This window comes from Halorhabdus rudnickae, assembly GCF_900880625.1.
Taxonomy (GTDB): Archaea; Halobacteriota; Halobacteria; order Halobacteriales; family Haloarculaceae; genus Halorhabdus; species Halorhabdus rudnickae.
Map to the genome: position 1 here is coordinate 250,343 of NZ_CAAHFB010000001.1, position 15,764 is coordinate 266,106.

Here is a 15,764-nt window from a genome sequence, read left to right on the forward strand (position 1 = left end):
CCGTCTCGGGCGAATAAGCGTGTCGTTCGGGGCAGCGTGGGCCAATACGGGGCTCCGCGTCAGACCTTACAGCGACGCGGCGAGTGCGTCGAGGACGGCCTCGCGGACGCTCTCGCGCTGTCCGGCGAGGAACTCGATGCGGTGGCTACGCGTGCTCAGCGCTTCGAGGTCTGCACCTTCGACCGCCTGGTCGGCTGACGACGCCAACTCACGGACGTCCACACTGTGCTCGCTCCGGACGTGGAGTTCGTCGGCGCCGAGTCCGACGATCGCGTCCAGTTCCTCGCCCAGTCGGCGATAGAGTTCGTCGAGCAACAGTGTCGCCGGCGGGAAGTCATAGCCGTGAGTGAATTGCTCGAGATCGAGGACGCCGATGGTCGTGCCGTCGACAGTACGGCGCTCGAGGTTCGCCTCGGCGGTCGCAACCGCCACGTCGACGTTCTCGCGGAACTGCTCGCTGACGTGGCTGGCCAGTCCACGGACGTCCTCGGCTGTCGCATCCTGTTCGCCGAACAGCAGATCCGTGACGAGTTCGCGCTTGTCCTCGTAGGACTGATAGTACGCCCCGAGGGCGATCGCCTCGCGGATCTCGTCGATGGCCGTCTCGTCGAATCCGGCGTCTGCGGCCGCTTCAGCGTATGCATCTGGGATCGTCCCCCAGTAGCTCACCGCAGGAAGGTGGACGAGATCGTCACGGACGTCCGTAGCGACGTGGGCGGCGACTGTCGCCGCCAGTGCTGTCGCCGTCGGACCGCGTGTCGTCCCGTCGGCAGTGGCGATCGTCGTCGCCTCGGCGGTCGGCGCGAGTGCCGTCTCGACGACGTCGGCGATCGCTGGCTCGACGACCGTGTCGATCACGATCCGCGGGACGTCATAGACGTCCAGCAGTTCGAACCCATCGGCGGATTCTTCGGTCCCACCGGCGGCGGCGAACACGAGAAGTGGGAGCTTCTCGTCGTGGCGCTCACGATCGGAGAGCATCCGCGTGACATCGGTGGTCGCGTCGTCGAGGCCGTAGACGTCGCCCTCGATCGGCCGACGGTCGATGTAATGATACTCGGCGTCGTCGCGGTCGTGGCGCTCGCGAACCAGCGGGAGGACAGCCCGCTCGATCGCCGCGCCGCCGACGTAGCCGTCGGCCGTGGCGCTGTGGCGGACGATCACCGGGCGATCCTCCATGACGGCCCGGCGGATCTCTTCGACGACGTCTGCGATCGTCTCGCTCTCGGCTGCAACTGCCTCGTCAGCGACCAGCGGCTCGATCTCCTCGGGGCGAGCCCGGCTCCGGATCGCCGCTTCGATCCCTTCGAGAACGCGTCCGCGTTCGTCGTCTTCCAACAACGTCAGCTCCTCGGTCTCGACCTGGAGGTCGCCGCGTCGTTCCCGGACCTCGCCGTCGATCTCGACGACTGCATCCTCGCCGACGCTCGGATACGCGCGGACGCCGGCCTCGACGAACGCCGCACAGTCGACCGTCCCGGTGCCGTCCCGGAGCTCGAAGACCGTCGGGCCGCTGGTCTGACGGGCGACGACGATCTCCCCCGTCACGCGGACGGTCTCGCCGATCCAGTCGTCGAGATCGTCGACGTCGACTGTCGGCGGCTCCGGCTCCCGATCGGCCCTGGTCTCGTCAACGGGGCCATCAGTTCCGGCAGCTTCCGTTTCTGGGGTCGACTCCGTATCGCCGACAGAGCCGACCGTCGCACCCGAGTCCGAGCCCGTGCGGACCGACCCGGTTGTCTGTCGATCGGCTGTCTCGGTCGTCGTCTCGTCGGTTTCGTCACTCCCGGACGCTTCAGCTGCCTCGTCGTCGGCTGAGGTCGACTCGTCCGCGGTTTCGGTGCTCTCGTCGGTCTCCTCGGGGAGTAACTCGTGGTCTTCGTCCGGGTCGTCGATCAATACGCCGCGGAACTCCTCGTCGGCCTGGCGGATCGACCAGCTGAGGTCGACGTTGCCGTTGTCCCGGACGTTCGTGACGCGGACGTAGACCGTATCGCCCGGTTGCCAATCGAGACTTTCGAGGCGGCTATCCAGTTCACTCTGGTGGAGCAATCCAGTCACTTCGTCACCGATGTCGACGAACACGCCGAACTCCGCGAACCCGTCCACCGAACCGCGGTAGTACCGCCCCGGTGTGAGTTGTTCGGGGGAGTCCCCGCGGAACTCGAAGACTGCGTCTTCTTCGTGGACGTCGCAGATGTGCCCGTCGACAGACGTACCGCAAATGATACACGAACCCATTAAGTCAAGCAAACGGGTCCCGCCTAAAACGGTTGTCGAATCGTCGCTGCCAGAGTTTGGCCGCCCCGGCGACTCACAGGAGCATGCCAGCGGCCTCGAACCCGCGGAACGCGACGCCGTATAGCAGTGTCGCTGGAATCGCCCCGGTGATCGCCCCTCGGGGGTAGTCAATCTCATGCACCGCCGAGATGCCGATCATCAGCAACGCCGACGCGTAGATCGCACAGATCACCCTGATAGCGGGAACGGGGACTCCGGCGAACACGCACGGCGCGGTCGCGTACGCGAGCACCTGTACGGTCTCACTCACGCCGGCTCGCTCCTCTGTGACCGGCCACAGGAGCACTGTCTGAAGGGCAGCGAGCAAGTGTAAGCCAACGGGCGCGACTAGCACGACCGTCGCCAGTAGAACGAACGCGGCTGTCGCCGTCGGCTGGCCGCCGAGTACGGGTGTTGCACCTGGGACGAGGGCGTACCGACTCGCCTCTTCGAGGCCGACAACGAGAGTCAGAAAGACTAGTCCTGGTGCCTGATCTCCGGGTGCCACGGCCGAACGGAAGAACTGACGAGGGGCAACCAGGACCGATAGCCACGCACGGGCGAGTCCTACCGGACCGCGTGTCCGTCCGCTGCCGGCGGGCTCGACCCATTGAGTCACGCTCGGCAGTTTGCGTGCCGACGGTTTGTCGGTTTGGATAGCGGCCACCCATGTTGAAACAGCGGGAGAAATCTCAGTCGTCGGCACCGACGTTTTCGCCGCTCTCGAAGGACGTGGGATCCGGTTCGATGTGGGCGTACTGGACGGCTTCGCTGCCGAGGACTTCGATCATCTCACGGAGGTCGTTGTCGACGAGTTTTCCGTCCTCGTAGGCGCTCGAGGCACGCGGGATCGCCACCTGGTGGGGGATGACCCAGGCGTCGAGCGAGCGCCCGACCGTCCGGAGTTGTTCGAGGGCACTAATCGGGAAGCGCCCGCCTGCAACCGCGAGCAGCCCGATCGTCGTGTGCTCGAACTCGTCGAACCCACAGTAGTCCAGGGCGTTTTTCAGCGGTGCGCTGAACGAGCCGTGATAGATTGGTGTCCCGAGGAGGACAGCATCGGCTGCGCGAACGCGTTCGCGAATCGCGTCCGCGTCGCCCGCGTCGTCTTCGTCAGCATGGTACATCGGCAACTCCCAGTCCCGGAGGTCCAGCAGTTCGGTGCTCGCACCAGTGTCGGCGGCAGCGTCCAGTGCAATATGGAGTGATTTGCGCGTGTAGCTGTCGTTTCCCAGACTGCCACAGATCGCAACGACATGGGTCTCGGACATACCGTGTCCACACTGGCGCGTGCGTGAAAGGGTTGTCTCACCTGCTCGCGCGCTCGATACCGTCGAAGGCGTCGAGGAGATCCGTCGCCTCTCCGAGTAGTCTACGCGCACGTCCTTCCAGCCGGCGCGACCGTTCCTGCCTGCGTTGATAGGCTTCGTGGGACTCCCGCTGTTCGGCCGGGAGTTCGGCCGCGATAATCTGGCGTTTGGCTTCGACGCTGAAGTACTCTCCAAGGGTCGCGTACCCGAGGATGGTGCACTGCTGGGTCACTACCGTCTGGACGTCCTCGCGGTCGACCGGCTTGCAGAGGTAGTCGTCGAACGGCATGTCGAGAATGTCGAAGTCCGGATCGATCGCCGTTACCATGATGACCCGCCCGGCGAAGTCCATCTCCGCGAGTTCCGCAAGGACGTCGTCACCGGACATGCCGGGCATATGACGATCGAGTAGCACGATGTCGATATCGCGACTTCGGGCCGCCTCCAGGGCCGCTTGGCCGTCGTATGCGGTCTCGACCTCACAGAGTCCGCGCAGGCGGAGCGCGTAGGCGTCCGCAACCTCCCGCTCGTCGTCCACGACCAGCGCCTGCGGGAGGTCTTCAGTGTTTCCCATCGATCATTCGTTTTCGGTGGCCGTCCATAAAATACCGGTCCTTCAGGCAGTCCGGACGGCATTTCCACCGACAGCGACACCGAAACCCAACGATCCACAACCGGTGTCGATCAGCGGAGTCTGCATAACTAGAGTCTCTCGTCCGTCTCCCCCTCGATAGCTAGCTGTCATCGATACCACTCGGGAACCTCTTTCTCGATGTACGGATGTCGAGCGAACCAGTCCGGCCCCGAGTTGGCCCCGACCCACCAGCAGCGACGCCGACAGTGGCGCATGGAGACGATAAATGGCACCACGAGGATCCGACGACGCTACTCGAAGCGCTCGGCGACGAATACACAAGGGCTGCCTTCAAGGCCGTGCTTGACCGAGCCCGGAGCGGTCGAGAGGTCGCGGCAGTGACCGATATGTCTCCGCCGACGGCATTCCGACGGCTCAACGTACTCGTCGATCTCGGCCTGCTTGAGACTGAACTCCGTATCGATGCTGACGGCGGCCACCATCACAAAGTTTACCGTGCCGTCGTCGGCTCGTTTTCCGTGAGTATCGAGGAGGGTGAGGTCGATGTCGTCATCGAGCCCGATCTCCCAGTCGGACCTCGATTCGAACAGCCGGCCGCCGCCCCGGCGGACGACTGAGGGTTCGCTTCGCATAGCCCCACGAACCCCCGTATCTAAGTGCCATGGCTGTCCAGGGAGACACAAAGTCAGGCCATCGCAGGCGATGACGGATGTCGCCCAATCCGTAGCCCTCTTGACGCCGACACCGCCGGACCGACGCACCGCTTCATTCGAGCACGAACCATGGTCTCTCATACCACACTTCGCCTCGGGATAACCGCGTTTGCGGGCATCGTAGCCGTCGCGCTCGTGGCGATCCTTCTTCGACACCGCGAGCGAGCCAGTGCCCGGTCACTGCTGGGCGTCGGGGTGGTCACAGCGGTTGGATCTTTCCTGCACCTGTTGGTCGCCGATCTTACGCCGCCGAACGCGGCGCTTGCGGTGACCGGCTGGGACCTCGAGACGACGGCCTGGGTTATGGTCGGGACGACCGTCGTAGTGATCGCTGACGGACTGTGGGTACTGTTTGCTTTTCGTTACGCCGGTCGCTCCCGGTGCGTCATTCAGGCGACTGCCGCGACCGTGGCGACGATCTCACTCGGTGCCGTCTCGATCACAGCGGTCGCACTCGGGGGGCCGACGACGCTTGCCTTGCAGCTGTTGACGGTGGCGTTCCTCCTGGTGGGATTTCTGGTGACCATCGGTGTGTTCTTGCTCGTGTGGACGTCGATCGGTCAGGGGGCAGCCCCGCTCCAGGGGCCACTGGTGTTGTCTGCTGGCGCGATTGTATTGCTGTCCGGAAGTTTCGTCGCGCAGCTCTTCGAGCGGCCGGTACTCCTCCCGGCGTTCTCGTCGCTCGCGAGTGGACTCTTCCTCGTTGCCGTCGTCCGCTATCCGGTCTTCGAGATGCCGGCGGCCGCACGAGTTCTGGGCCGAGATCGAGTCGTCGACGAACTGGCCGATGGCATCCTGATCGCCGACCGACGCGGACAGTTGCGGGACCTCAATCCCGCTGCAGAACAGTTGTTCGACATCTCCCGGGCGTCGGTTCTGGGCCAGCCGATTGGATCGCTCTTTCCCACCACCGTCGACCCCAGTGTGCTAACGGGGCAAGCAGAACCGCTCCGGGTCGAGTTGGCTGACGGGACGGCGCTATCTGTGACCGCCGACCACGTCACCGATGGTCGGAACCGGATTGTTGGCTCGCTCGTGCGTTGTACTGACGTGACCGACCGGCAGCGGCGGGAGGAACAGCTGACGCTGCTCAGTCGATTCGTCGTTGAAGTGATCCGCGGGCGCATGGCTGGAGTGGCCGATGAGGCCGAGACATACACGGCCGACTCGGTGTCGGGTGAGCCTGCCGAAGTTGCGGATCACCTCTGGAAGCGGACGACCAACCTGACCGCCCTCGTCGCCCAGACGCGGTCGATCGAACAGGCCATCGCCGAGAACGGGATCCGCTCAGAGCAGCGACTCGATGCCGGGTCTGTCCTTCGAGAGCTCCGCGATGCTATCGCAACTGGATCAGGACGACAGATCGAGATCGACGATCCCGGCACCCCCATCGAGACGACGATCAGCCCGGAACTGCTGGACGCATTGCTCGAACCAGTGCTCGAAGACGCCTGTGCCCACGCCGAGGCACGCGTCGAAATAGCCGTCGACCGCGACAGACCGACGATCCGGATCGCCGACGATCGGGCAACTCTCGACGACTGTAGGGACCATGGACGCGACGCCGATCTTCCGCTGGCCGTCACGCGTCTGGCGCTCGAACAACTCGATGGCTCTCTCTCCGTCGAGTGGCCCCCAGAGGGACGACGCACGGTCATCGTTCGACTCCCGACGCGTGTCACGCCCGAACCGGGACGGGCACTGATTGAGAGAGGTGACGAACAGTGATCCGGCTCGCCTGGGCCACTTTCGGCGTCGTCGTGCTCGGGACCGGCGCCCTGATCGCGGGGCGAGTCGCCCGTCGGCACGACCAGCCAGGGATCGTCCCCTATGCGCTACTGGCTGTTCTGCTCGCCGGATTGAGCGCGACGATTGCGTCAAGTCGATCCGGCGTGATACCGATCGAACTCGACGCGGTCAGCGACTTGCTCCTCATCGGGGGGTATGCGTTCGCCTCGTTGCTGTGGATCGCGTTTGTCTTCGAGTATACTGGCCGTGGGCCGTCGATAACGCCACGGCGCTGGGTCGGTCTGGCCCTTCTCGGCGGGCTGACAGTCGCGAGTACGGCGATCACCTGGGCCCAGCAGACAGACCGGATTCACGCGGGCCTGCTCGGGTCGATCTCGTATCTTATCACGTTCGTTTTGCAGGTGGCCGTGTTCTCGTTGGGCCTGCTCGGCGTGGTGTTGCTCGTGCGCTCGGCGGTAACCTACGACGATCTGCCGCTGGGCTCGGCGGCGGCGTTCGTGCTCGCGGGTGTTGGCATCACGTTTCTCCCGATCACGATCGGCTACGGTGGCCTGCTCGCTGGTGAGTTAATCTATCGCGTCGTCTTCGTTCAGCTTGCAGTCGTGGTCGGCCTCTTCGCCTGGCTCACGTTCGGAACCGGTGCCTTCGAACGGGGCGTTGCGGCGGGACATCTCGCCCGAGAGACGGCTCTCGACGCGATGTCCGATCCCGTAGTCGTCGTCGACCGGAGGAACCGGCTCATCGATATCAACAAGGCCGCAGCCGAGACCTTCGGCGTCGGAGCGATTCGACACCGAGACCAGTCTCTCGCCGACGTGGCGGATGTCCCCGAGGACCTTTCGGAAGCCCGATCGATCACGCTCCAGACCACTCTCGGGCAACGGGAGTTCGTCGTCGATCGGACCGGGATCGACGACACGGACGGCGATGTACTTGGACATGCCTACCGATTCCGGGATGTAACCGACCGCGAGACCCGCGAACAGCGCATACAGGTGCTCAACCGAGTAATTCGACACAATCTTCGGAACGATCTCGATGCGATCCGGGGTTTCGCAGAACCGATCCGCGATGGGGGACTCCCGGTCGAAGAGTCCGGACAGTACTTCGAACGGATCGGCTCGCTGGCGACCGGGGTGGTCGATCTCGCCGACACTGTCAAGCGATCTGAGCGTGTGCTGACGGATGCACGTCTCGAACGGAACCCTTGTGACCTCGTCGCGATTGCGCGGACAGTCGCCGAGACTACGACGGACGCCGAGGTCACGATCGATGCCCCGGACGCCGTTGCGATCCGGTCCGATCGCAACGCGATCGAACTGGTACTCGAGGAATTACTCGAGAACGCCGTGACCCATACCGACCGGGAGACGCCGTCGGTTACGATCCGCGTCCACTCGACGGGAGATGGTGGGCAGATCGAAGTGCAAGACGAAGGGCCAGGAATTCCGCCCGAAGAGCGGGCCGTCCTCCTCGAAGGGGCGGAGACGCCAGTCAGACACGGCAGCGGGGTCGGCCTCTGGCTGGTCTCTTGGACCGTGACGCGATTGGGCGGGAGCCTATCGTTCGAACAACCGGAACCGAACGGGAGCGTCGTGATCGTGGATATCCCTGATTTGGACGCACCGAACCGACCTGGGACGACTGACGACTGACGCGTGTGATGACATCGTTTAAATCGCTTCTTGCCGAAGGTCCCGGTCAACATAATCGATCACCCGATCGGTCCCCGCACTACCCATGACATCCCTCCAACGACGTCGATTCCTTGAACTTGGCGCGGCAGCGACAGCCGTTTCACTCAGTGGTTGTCTCGGCTCCGGCACTGAATTCCCGTCCTTCGCAGAGTGGATCCCGGCGACGGACGGCGGCGTCCCCGTCGGTTACCTGGACTTCAGCATCGCCACGGACGCACAGGAAGGCGAGCAACTGTTGCCGTTGATCCTCCCTGGAGGCGTGACCGGCGGTCCCGACGAGGTTCTGACTGAGGTTTCCGGCCTGGATAGCGTGGACGATCCGTTGCTCGCCTGGCCCCTGGAAGTCGGCGGTCAATTGATCGGCGGGGCGGCGCTTGGCATCGCCGTGTCCGGGCTCAACTATCTCATCGATCCCGAGCGGCCGGATAGCGGGGTCGAGGAGTTGTTCATGGCGGACACCGTCGCAGTCGGCCGGGGAGACATTGACCTCGCCGAGGCCGACGAGCGATTGCGCGCCGGATCTGACGGTCCGATCGGTGACGTACCCTTCGAGGAGACTGGCTCGATCGAGGAGTTTACGCTATACGAACCGATCGACGACGAGATACTGGACGGCGTCACCGCGATCAGCGAGAGCACCGTTCTCGTCGCTGACACCAGCAAGGAAATCCGACGCGTCGTCGAGACCACGCAAGGCGACCGCGCCGGGGAAATCGCAGAGACCGAGACCTTCGAGTGGCTGGTTGAAACGGCCGGGAGTGGACACGTCGTGGGTGGCTGGCTCGGTCCAATCGACCTCGAAGACGTGTATTTTGGCGACCCGACTGCTCGCCCCGTCAATGGTCTCCTCGGCGCCGCGGACGACGTCCTTGCGTCGGTGGCGTTCGACGCCGGCAGCGGCGATGTCATGGCCGACTTCGCGGTCCAGCGCCCCCTCGATGACGCGACGGCCAGCCAGTTCGAATCGCGGTTCGGTTCAGCGAGCGAGGACCACTCGGTGACCGTCAAAAACGAGCGGGTGACCGCCAGCGGGACTTACAACGAAGATGTCCTCGACATCGAGTACACCCAGCCGGACCGGACGACGACAGCGGTCCCCGACGCGAGCGAGCCTGTCGATCCGCCCGAAACGGTCGCGGCGGCCGTCCCCGACGATCCGTTTGCATTCACCTACGAGGCCGAACAGGATCGCGTGAAGGTCACGATTACTGACGATCTCGATGTGGACGAAGTGACGTTCGAGACCGTCGAATCCGACTACGAAGCCTCGACGACGACGCCACGAGCGGACATGTACCTGTACGTTTACGTCCATCCGGACGGCGACACAGTGGTCGTGACTGTGACCGTCGACGGGACGTCCGGCGTCGTCGCCAGAAAGGAGTTCCCCTGACGGCGTCGAGAGTCCAGCCGCCGCTCAGGGCCGCACGACGACTGTGTTCCCCACCCGGTCGCCGAGCCGTCTATCCGTCTTCGAGACGGCGACCGTCACAATCCCCACCAGATAGAAGACGGGTAGCCAGTCAATCAGTCGGAGGACGTTCCGGAGAAGCGACCCGAGAAACGATGGCGACGAACCGTCCGGGCGGGTCACCTGGATGCTGACGAGGTACTTCCCGAGAGTCTTGCCCCACCGCCACTCCAGCAGCGTATGATACAGAATCGAGACAGCGAGCCAAAGCGCCAGTCCCGCGGCGGCCGGCCCGCCTTCGAGGTTCGTCTCGATCCCCTCGCTCGTGGTCTGTAACTCGCCGGTTGCCAGACCGACGGCGGAAACGGCGATCATGAACAGCGCGATCCAGACGATCGAGTCGATCGCCATCGCGACGCCGCGAATGCCGACGCCACACCTGTCGTGTGTGTTTGAAGTCACAGCTACCCGGGATTTGAGCAACCCGACGTAAAGTTCGGCCCTGTGTGTTTCCACTAGTGAAACACACCGCCCGGGTTTTGTCCTCTGGCCGCGTTCGAACCGCCATGGGACCGATCGCATCGACCGCACGAGACGTCGAAACGGATACCGATACTATGTCGACCCCTTCCTTCGATCGGTCGCTCGACTGGGCGATCGGCGGACTTCTGAGTGTTCTGGGTCTCCTGGCTGCCCTCGGCGGCGCGGCACTGTATTTCGCCGTCGACCGCCCGGAAATCGCGACGATCATTCGGGAAGGGGAGTTCCAGTCCGAGCTACTCACTGAGACAGAGGCGATCGACGCGCTAGTTGCGCTCGGGACGTGGGGCGGTCTCGGTCTCGTCGCTGCCGGTGGTTCGATCGTGCTGCTCGGTGTCGCCGTCATTGTGGTCCACGGTCGGGCTCGACGCGACGGCCAGGGGACGCCACGGTGGATCCTTGGCGTGGTCGGCGCGATTGTTAACACCGTAGTAAGCTTCATCCCACTTTCGCCGCTCCTCGGTGGGGCGGCCGCGAGCTATCTTTCGACCGACCCCGAGGACAGCGGCGTCGCGGCCGGCACGTTCGCCGGCCTGTTCACGATCCTCCCGATCCTCATCACCCTCCTATTCGTGGGTGTTGGGCTATTCACCGGACTTCCGGACGCGACTGCGGGGGCCGCCGTCGTGGTGCTCGTCGTCAGTGTCATCCTCACTATCGCCTATGTTGTCGGGTTGAGTGCTCTCGGCGGCTACATCGGGCGTCGTATCCGGGCGTAATAGTCGGATCGTATCGAAGGAATCCTCACCGGGGCTACGTGGCAATGAGGGATAGATTACCCATCCCGTTGGCTTGAGCAGTGTACAACGTCTCATCCCAGCGCTCTGGAACCTCCTGGCGACAGGTTACTGACGAGATTGCTGTGGACGTGACCGTTGGACTTGGCTTATCACCTGCCGTCGTGGTTTCTTTCCCCGCCAGCAGCGTTGCTGCCACTGAAAGACGCTTTCAGGTTTATAAACGGTCTCATCTTTCCGTTGTATCAAATGCAGTTCACCGTCCGTGAGACCCAGATCACGGTTACCCCGCTGATCCTGCTTGCGATCGCTCTCGGAGGTGGCGTGGCAGGCTACGCCGGATACGATTATATCCAGCAATCGAACGCTGTTGACGATGCCATTGCCGTCGAAACGACCGTTACCGACACAGAAATCAGTAAGTCCGCTGGCCAGGGAATCTCCTATCGCGTCAGTGTCAGGCACACCTACCAATATCGAGGTGCCGAGTATACGAGCGAACAGGTGTTCCCGGGATCGATCAGCCCGATGTACTTCGCTCGGAGTGACGCCGAACGCGTCATCGAACCATACGAAGCCAATGAAACGACGACTGCTTACGTCGATCCCAGCTCCCCGAGTGTTGCTTTTCTCGAGCGGGAGACGACGCTCGCTCCGTTCACGTTCGTGGGCTTCGGTGGTCTCGTGGTCGTTTTGACAATGCTTCATGCCGCCGGTGCGCCCAATCCCGGCCAGAACACGGAGTTGCGCCCGGAACGCGAATTCGAGCCGACGCGGGACGAGACGCTATTCGGGATCAACCGTGACACCGTCAACCGACTCAGCAAGCGCTTCATGATTATTGCACCGGTGGTGCTCATTCTTTCGCTGATCGCGATGGTAGCGTTCCTCTACACAGCGGAGTCGTCGTCGATGCAAGCTAGTTTGACGGACCCGATCGTGCTCACGGTGCTGACGGCATTCGTCGCTGGGATCGCGTTGGTCGGTGCACTCGTGCTTTATGGATTCTGGTCGTTCACCGAGTACCGTCGACTCCGTGAGCGGATCCCGGAGCCGCGGCCGCCGAGTCCGCTCCGACATCCGTCACGACTCGTCACGATCCTCTACACTAACGACGAACTGGACACCTACGGTCGACGGGTGAAACTGACTGGCTTCGCGTTTACCGTGGCCGTATTCCTTCTCGGGGTGTTCGTCTCTATCTTCGTCACAGCAGCATGATATTTACTGCGGCGAACGGTGGGGTAGCTATCGATACCCCAAAACGAACCGTTCTCGTTCGAGGACTCGAAGACAGGAACACCCTTAACAGGCCGCCACTCGGTGATTCAAAACGATGGACGACGGGTTCGAGCACGCACCGATCGGCATTCTCGAAGTGACTCCGGAAGGGGTTGTTCTCGGCGGTAACGCCGCCGCTGGGAGCGTTCTCGGGATGGATCCTGACGCCATCGCTGGCGAGCCGATCGACGCCTTCTTTCCAATATCTGTCGAGAGTCGCGTTCCCCGGGCGTTCGAGACTCCACCGGACGCGGAGCTGTCTTTCGAGGAGTACTATCCCGACCTGGAACGGTGGCTCGCGGTCGATATTGTCCCCTCTGACGGGACTGTTTACGTCTACCTTCGGGACGAAACCGACGACCACCAGCGCGACCAGCAACTGGAATCGCTTCGATCTGACCTCCGCCGGCTGACGATCGGAAACGAACTCATCGCGGACGTACTCGGCGACCTCGTTGAGGCTTCAACGCGGGAGGAAATCGCGGAAACCATTTGCCGACAACTGGGCGAAACCGACATCTACGAGTTCGCCTGGGTCGGCGAGCGCGCGGTGGGGTCCGAAGAGATCACTCTTCGGGCCGCCGCCGGGACGACCGGGCGGACGCTCGACCGGATCGAAGACGCGCTCGACAGCGACGTGGCCCTGCCCGAACTGCGTGCGATCGAGCGTGGCGAGCCGACGATTGTGCAGTCACTCAGTGAGGAAGAATCCGTCCCCGAAGCAATCCGTCGGGCGGCCTTCGCCGACGGACTGGGGTCGTTGCTTGCCGTCCCGCTGACCTACGGGTCGAGTGTCTACGGCGTCGTCGGCGTCTATGCAGCCGATTGCAAGGCCTTCTCCGAGCGCGAACGAGAGAGTTTCGGCACCGTCGGGGAGATGGCCGGGTTCGCCATCAACGCGACTCGCAACCGCTCGTTACTGTCTGCCGATCGGGTTGTCGAACTCACGCTCCGGCTGTCCGATCCCGCCGCGCCGTTCGTCGCGACGGGAGCCGAAACCGACACTCGAATTGACATGAAAGGCGTGATTCCGCAGGGTAAAGAGCTTCTCTGTTACGTCGACGCTGAAACTGGCGAGCAGTCTCCGGACGAGATTGCAGCCACGCTTGCGGACCACCAGGCGATAGTCGAGACGCGAACGGTTGCCGAGTACGACGGCGGCGGGTCGATCGAAGTCCGTCAGCGTGCCGAAACGCCACTCGGGCAACTCCTCAGTCAGGGCGGGATAGTTCGATCGGCCACGTTCGGTCCAGACGAGGATCGGGTCGTCATCGAACTGCCGCCCTCAGAGGACGTCCGCCGGATCGCTGATGCGATCACACGCCAGTACGACGCCGAAGTGCTCGCGAAGCGCGAACGAAAGCGGGACGAGCGCACGACTGGAGAAGTCCGGGACGAGCTGACCGACCGGCTGACCGACCGACAGCAAGAGGCCCTTCGAACAGCCTTCTACGCTGATTACTTCGAATCGCCACGAGAGAGTTCTGCAGCGGAGGTCGCCGACGCCCTGGGGATCACCGGCCCAACGCTGCTTCACCACCTCCGGGCCGGACAGCGAAAGCTCCTGGCAGAACTCTTCGAGGCGACGGTTCGACGGGTCGATCCGGGCCGGTCGTCGGACGGCGCCTGACTCTCTCAGCGGCCCCTCACGTGGCTCAGGCGTGTTCCTCGTACGGCTGGACGACGACGAAACCGCCGGGATCGGCGAACTCCATTTGGAAGCGCTCGCCGGACTCCTGGCCGATCATGTCCGAGACGTTCGTGTTGACCTCGACGTCCGGCGTCGTCGCGCTCCAGGCGACTGTCGCGCCCGGATCGGTCGTGACGGGTGGCTCCATCACGACCGGATCCCCGTGGGTTGTTAGGGCGACGTGGCCCGGACCTTCGAGCGCCACGTTGGTGAAGCCGCCGGCGAAGGCCCCGGCAAGGCTGTCGATCTCGGTGATTTCGTAGGACAACCCCGACTCGAAGGCCAAGACGTCCTCGCCGTTGACAGTGATCGACTCCCCGTCGCCGAGTCGGAGGATCTGGACTTCCTTCTCCTGGTCGGCGAGATAGAGGTTCCCGGATCCCTCGACGCGCATGATCGGTGTGCCCTCGCCAGTTGCGGCCTCCTTGATGAATCCTGTGATGCCGCCTTCGGGGCTCGCCTGGCCGGTGAACGAGAGGTCGCCGGTATAGGCGATCATCGACCCGGCTTTCGCCAGCAACGACCCGTCAACTGCGATGTCGAGCGTGTATCTGTTCTCCAGACCGAACGCGTCGTCGGTCTCCGTCGGTGCGTGTTCGGTGGTGAATTCGTCTACGTTCATAGTGTCACGGAGTCACGCAAACAGACTCCGGAATCAAATCCGAGCCAAGGACAGAAGAACCGCCAGACAGTGTTTCCAAGCGAGAAATCCGATTGGCGGGGAGATCAACGGGCTTCAATCCCAGTGATCTCGAAGCGAGCGCCCCCGCTTGCGGTGTCAGTGATTTCCACCGACCAGCCGTGCAGATCGACGATCCGGGCGACGATCGACAGGCCGAGCCCCGTCCCGTGATTGTCGGTGCTGAATCCGGGATCGAAGACCCGATCTCGCTGTTCCGGCGGAATTCCGCGCCCATCGTCGGCAACGTAGAAGCCCGTTGTTTCCTCGAGCGGACCGACAGTGACGGTCACGCCGGACCCACCGTGCTCGACGGCATTCCGGAAGAGATTCTCGAAGAGCCGTCCCAGGCGATCGGGATCACCAACGACAGTGGGCAGCGATTCCTCGATGACGATGGTGGCGGCGTCGGTCTCGACGACGTTCCACGCCGCCTTCGCGGCAGATCCGAGATCGACTACCTCGTCGGGCTGGACCACGTCGGATCCCCTGGCCAGCGTCAGTACGTCCTCGATGATCCGTTCCATCCGATCGTGGGCGTCGGAAACGTGCTCGAAGTGTTCTGCCTCGCCGGTTTCCCGAGCGGCCCGCAAGCGAGCTTTGGCGACGTCTAGGGGGTTTCGTAGGTCGTGACTGATCACGCTCGCTACGTGATCGAGTCCGACCTCACTGGGCTCTCGAGCGACCCCGGCCGGAAGGGGATTGAACAGGAGTACCCCACCGACGTCCCCGTCTGACGGGACGACCCGTAGGAGATACTGGTCCCCTGACTTGGCCTCGGAGCCTACCTTTCCAGTTTCGACGATAAGCCGGTCGTCTTCCGTCCCAATTACAGCCCTATTGTTCGTACCCAACACGATCGACAGATCGACCGCCTCGAACACTGTTCTCACTGGTTCACCCGGCGTTATGGACCCGAAAGTCGTCTCGAAGGCCCCATTCACCGCTTCAACCACCGGGGTTCCGGTGTCGATCTCAAAGCAACAGACCGGATCGGGCCACTGATCAATGGGGAACGGCTCCATCGTCGTGTTGTCCTCAGTCATGACTCGTGCACTCCTGGCTTTGGCCCCGTAGTACTT

The 15,764-nt window shown here is 63.3% G+C and carries 14 protein-coding genes; 7 read left to right on the top strand and 7 right to left on the bottom strand.

What is annotated here, in order from left to right; translation table 11 throughout:
• Positions 1-66 precede the first annotated feature (66 nt).
• The 4 genes from BN2694_RS01290 to BN2694_RS01305 form a co-directional block, all read right to left on the bottom strand.
• Complete coding sequence (locus BN2694_RS01290; protein ID WP_135661861.1) at positions 67-2,241, bottom strand: OB-fold nucleic acid binding domain-containing protein; 2,175 nt, start codon at positions 2,239-2,241, stop codon at positions 67-69.
• A 73-nt stretch (positions 2,242-2,314) separates the two neighbouring features.
• The gene (locus tag BN2694_RS01295) at positions 2,315-2,899 is read right to left on the bottom strand and encodes a YIP1 family protein (RefSeq protein ID WP_135661863.1); all 585 of its coding nucleotides are present in this window, start codon (positions 2,897-2,899) and stop codon (positions 2,315-2,317) included.
• A gap of 73 nt (positions 2,900-2,972) precedes the next feature.
• Positions 2,973-3,551, bottom strand: coding sequence for an NADPH-dependent FMN reductase (locus BN2694_RS01300; protein ID WP_135661865.1), 579 nt, complete (start codon positions 3,549-3,551; stop codon positions 2,973-2,975).
• 37 nt (positions 3,552-3,588) lie between these two features.
• Positions 3,589-4,164 (bottom strand): response regulator, encoded by a 576-nt coding sequence (locus tag BN2694_RS01305; RefSeq protein WP_135661868.1) that lies wholly within the window; start codon positions 4,162-4,164, stop codon positions 3,589-3,591.
• A gap of 206 nt (positions 4,165-4,370) precedes the next feature.
• Here BN2694_RS01305 and BN2694_RS01310 point away from each other — a divergent pair, with 206 nt between their 5' ends.
• The 4 genes from BN2694_RS01310 to BN2694_RS01325 all read left to right on the top strand — a co-directional run bounded on the left by BN2694_RS01310 (position 4,371) and on the right by BN2694_RS01325 (position 9,737).
• Positions 4,371-4,802 carry a winged helix-turn-helix domain-containing protein gene (locus BN2694_RS01310; protein ID WP_135661870.1) on the top strand — a complete coding sequence of 144 codons (432 nt, stop codon included), beginning with the start codon at positions 4,371-4,373 and terminating at the stop codon, positions 4,800-4,802.
• A gap of 165 nt (positions 4,803-4,967) precedes the next feature.
• A complete protein-coding gene (locus BN2694_RS01315) occupies positions 4,968-6,626 on the top strand; it encodes a PAS domain-containing protein (protein WP_135661872.1) in 1,659 nt (552 codons plus the stop codon).
• Positions 6,623-8,302 carry a PAS domain-containing sensor histidine kinase gene (locus BN2694_RS01320; protein ID WP_135661874.1) on the top strand — a complete coding sequence of 560 codons (1,680 nt, stop codon included), beginning with the start codon at positions 6,623-6,625 and terminating at the stop codon, positions 8,300-8,302. Before BN2694_RS01315 ends, BN2694_RS01320 begins: the two co-directional genes overlap by 4 nt.
• An 85-nt stretch (positions 8,303-8,387) precedes the next feature.
• The gene (locus BN2694_RS01325) at positions 8,388-9,737 is read left to right on the top strand and encodes a hypothetical protein (protein ID WP_135661876.1); all 1,350 of its coding nucleotides are present in this window, start codon (positions 8,388-8,390) and stop codon (positions 9,735-9,737) included.
• 24 nt (positions 9,738-9,761) lie between these two features.
• On the opposite strand, the gene BN2694_RS01330 is transcribed toward BN2694_RS01325, so the two are convergent.
• On the bottom strand, positions 9,762-10,217 hold the full coding sequence (locus BN2694_RS01330; RefSeq protein WP_135661878.1) for an RDD family protein: 456 nt from the start codon (positions 10,215-10,217) through the stop codon (positions 9,762-9,764).
• 104 nt (positions 10,218-10,321) lie between these two features.
• Between BN2694_RS01330 and BN2694_RS01335 the strand changes: the two genes are divergently transcribed.
• The 3 genes from BN2694_RS01335 (at position 10,322) to BN2694_RS01345 (ending at position 13,943) form a co-directional block, all read left to right on the top strand.
• Positions 10,322-11,014, top strand: a complete 693-nt coding sequence (locus BN2694_RS01335; RefSeq protein WP_135661881.1) for a DUF5518 domain-containing protein — start codon at positions 10,322-10,324, stop codon at positions 11,012-11,014.
• Between the two features lie 267 nt (positions 11,015-11,281).
• Positions 11,282-12,253, top strand: coding sequence for a DUF3592 domain-containing protein (locus BN2694_RS01340; RefSeq protein WP_135661883.1), 972 nt, complete (start codon positions 11,282-11,284; stop codon positions 12,251-12,253).
• Between the two features lie 115 nt (positions 12,254-12,368).
• Positions 12,369-13,943: a bacterio-opsin activator domain-containing protein gene (locus BN2694_RS01345; protein WP_135661885.1), complete on the top strand. Its 1,575-nt coding sequence runs from the start codon at positions 12,369-12,371 to the stop codon at positions 13,941-13,943.
• A 25-nt stretch (positions 13,944-13,968) separates the two neighbouring features.
• On the opposite strand, the gene BN2694_RS01350 is transcribed toward BN2694_RS01345, so the two are convergent.
• Together BN2694_RS01350 and BN2694_RS01355 are read right to left on the bottom strand one after the other, a co-directional pair.
• Positions 13,969-14,625: an AIM24 family protein gene (locus tag BN2694_RS01350; protein ID WP_135661887.1), complete on the bottom strand. Its 657-nt coding sequence runs from the start codon at positions 14,623-14,625 to the stop codon at positions 13,969-13,971.
• A 104-nt stretch (positions 14,626-14,729) separates the two neighbouring features.
• Complete coding sequence (locus tag BN2694_RS01355) at positions 14,730-15,728, bottom strand: sensor histidine kinase (protein WP_135661889.1); 999 nt, start codon at positions 15,726-15,728, stop codon at positions 14,730-14,732.
• Between the last annotated feature and the right edge of the window lie 36 nt (positions 15,729-15,764).

Bases quoted from the DNA above. Each gene is read 5' to 3' on its own strand.
- BN2694_RS01290 (WP_135661861.1), bottom strand. From the start codon at position 2,241: ATGGGTTCGTGTATCATTTGCGGTACGTCTGTCGACGGGCACATCTGC.
- BN2694_RS01300 (WP_135661865.1), bottom strand. From the start codon at position 3,551: ATGTCCGAGACCCATGTCGTTGCGATCTGTGGCAGTCTGGGAAACGAC.
- BN2694_RS01305 (WP_135661868.1), bottom strand. From the start codon at position 4,164: ATGGGAAACACTGAAGACCTCCCGCAGGCGCTGGTCGTGGACGACGAG.
- BN2694_RS01310 (WP_135661870.1), top strand. From the start codon at position 4,371: ATGTCGAGCGAACCAGTCCGGCCCCGAGTTGGCCCCGACCCACCAGCA.
- BN2694_RS01315 (WP_135661872.1), top strand. From the start codon at position 4,968: ATGGTCTCTCATACCACACTTCGCCTCGGGATAACCGCGTTTGCGGGC.
- BN2694_RS01325 (WP_135661876.1), top strand. From the start codon at position 8,388: ATGACATCCCTCCAACGACGTCGATTCCTTGAACTTGGCGCGGCAGCG.
- BN2694_RS01335 (WP_135661881.1), top strand. From the start codon at position 10,322: ATGGGACCGATCGCATCGACCGCACGAGACGTCGAAACGGATACCGAT.
- BN2694_RS01340 (WP_135661883.1), top strand. From the start codon at position 11,282: ATGCAGTTCACCGTCCGTGAGACCCAGATCACGGTTACCCCGCTGATC.
- BN2694_RS01345 (WP_135661885.1), top strand. From the start codon at position 12,369: ATGGACGACGGGTTCGAGCACGCACCGATCGGCATTCTCGAAGTGACT.
- BN2694_RS01350 (WP_135661887.1), bottom strand. From the start codon at position 14,625: ATGAACGTAGACGAATTCACCACCGAACACGCACCGACGGAGACCGAC.
- BN2694_RS01355 (WP_135661889.1), bottom strand. From the start codon at position 15,728: ATGACTGAGGACAACACGACGATGGAGCCGTTCCCCATTGATCAGTGG.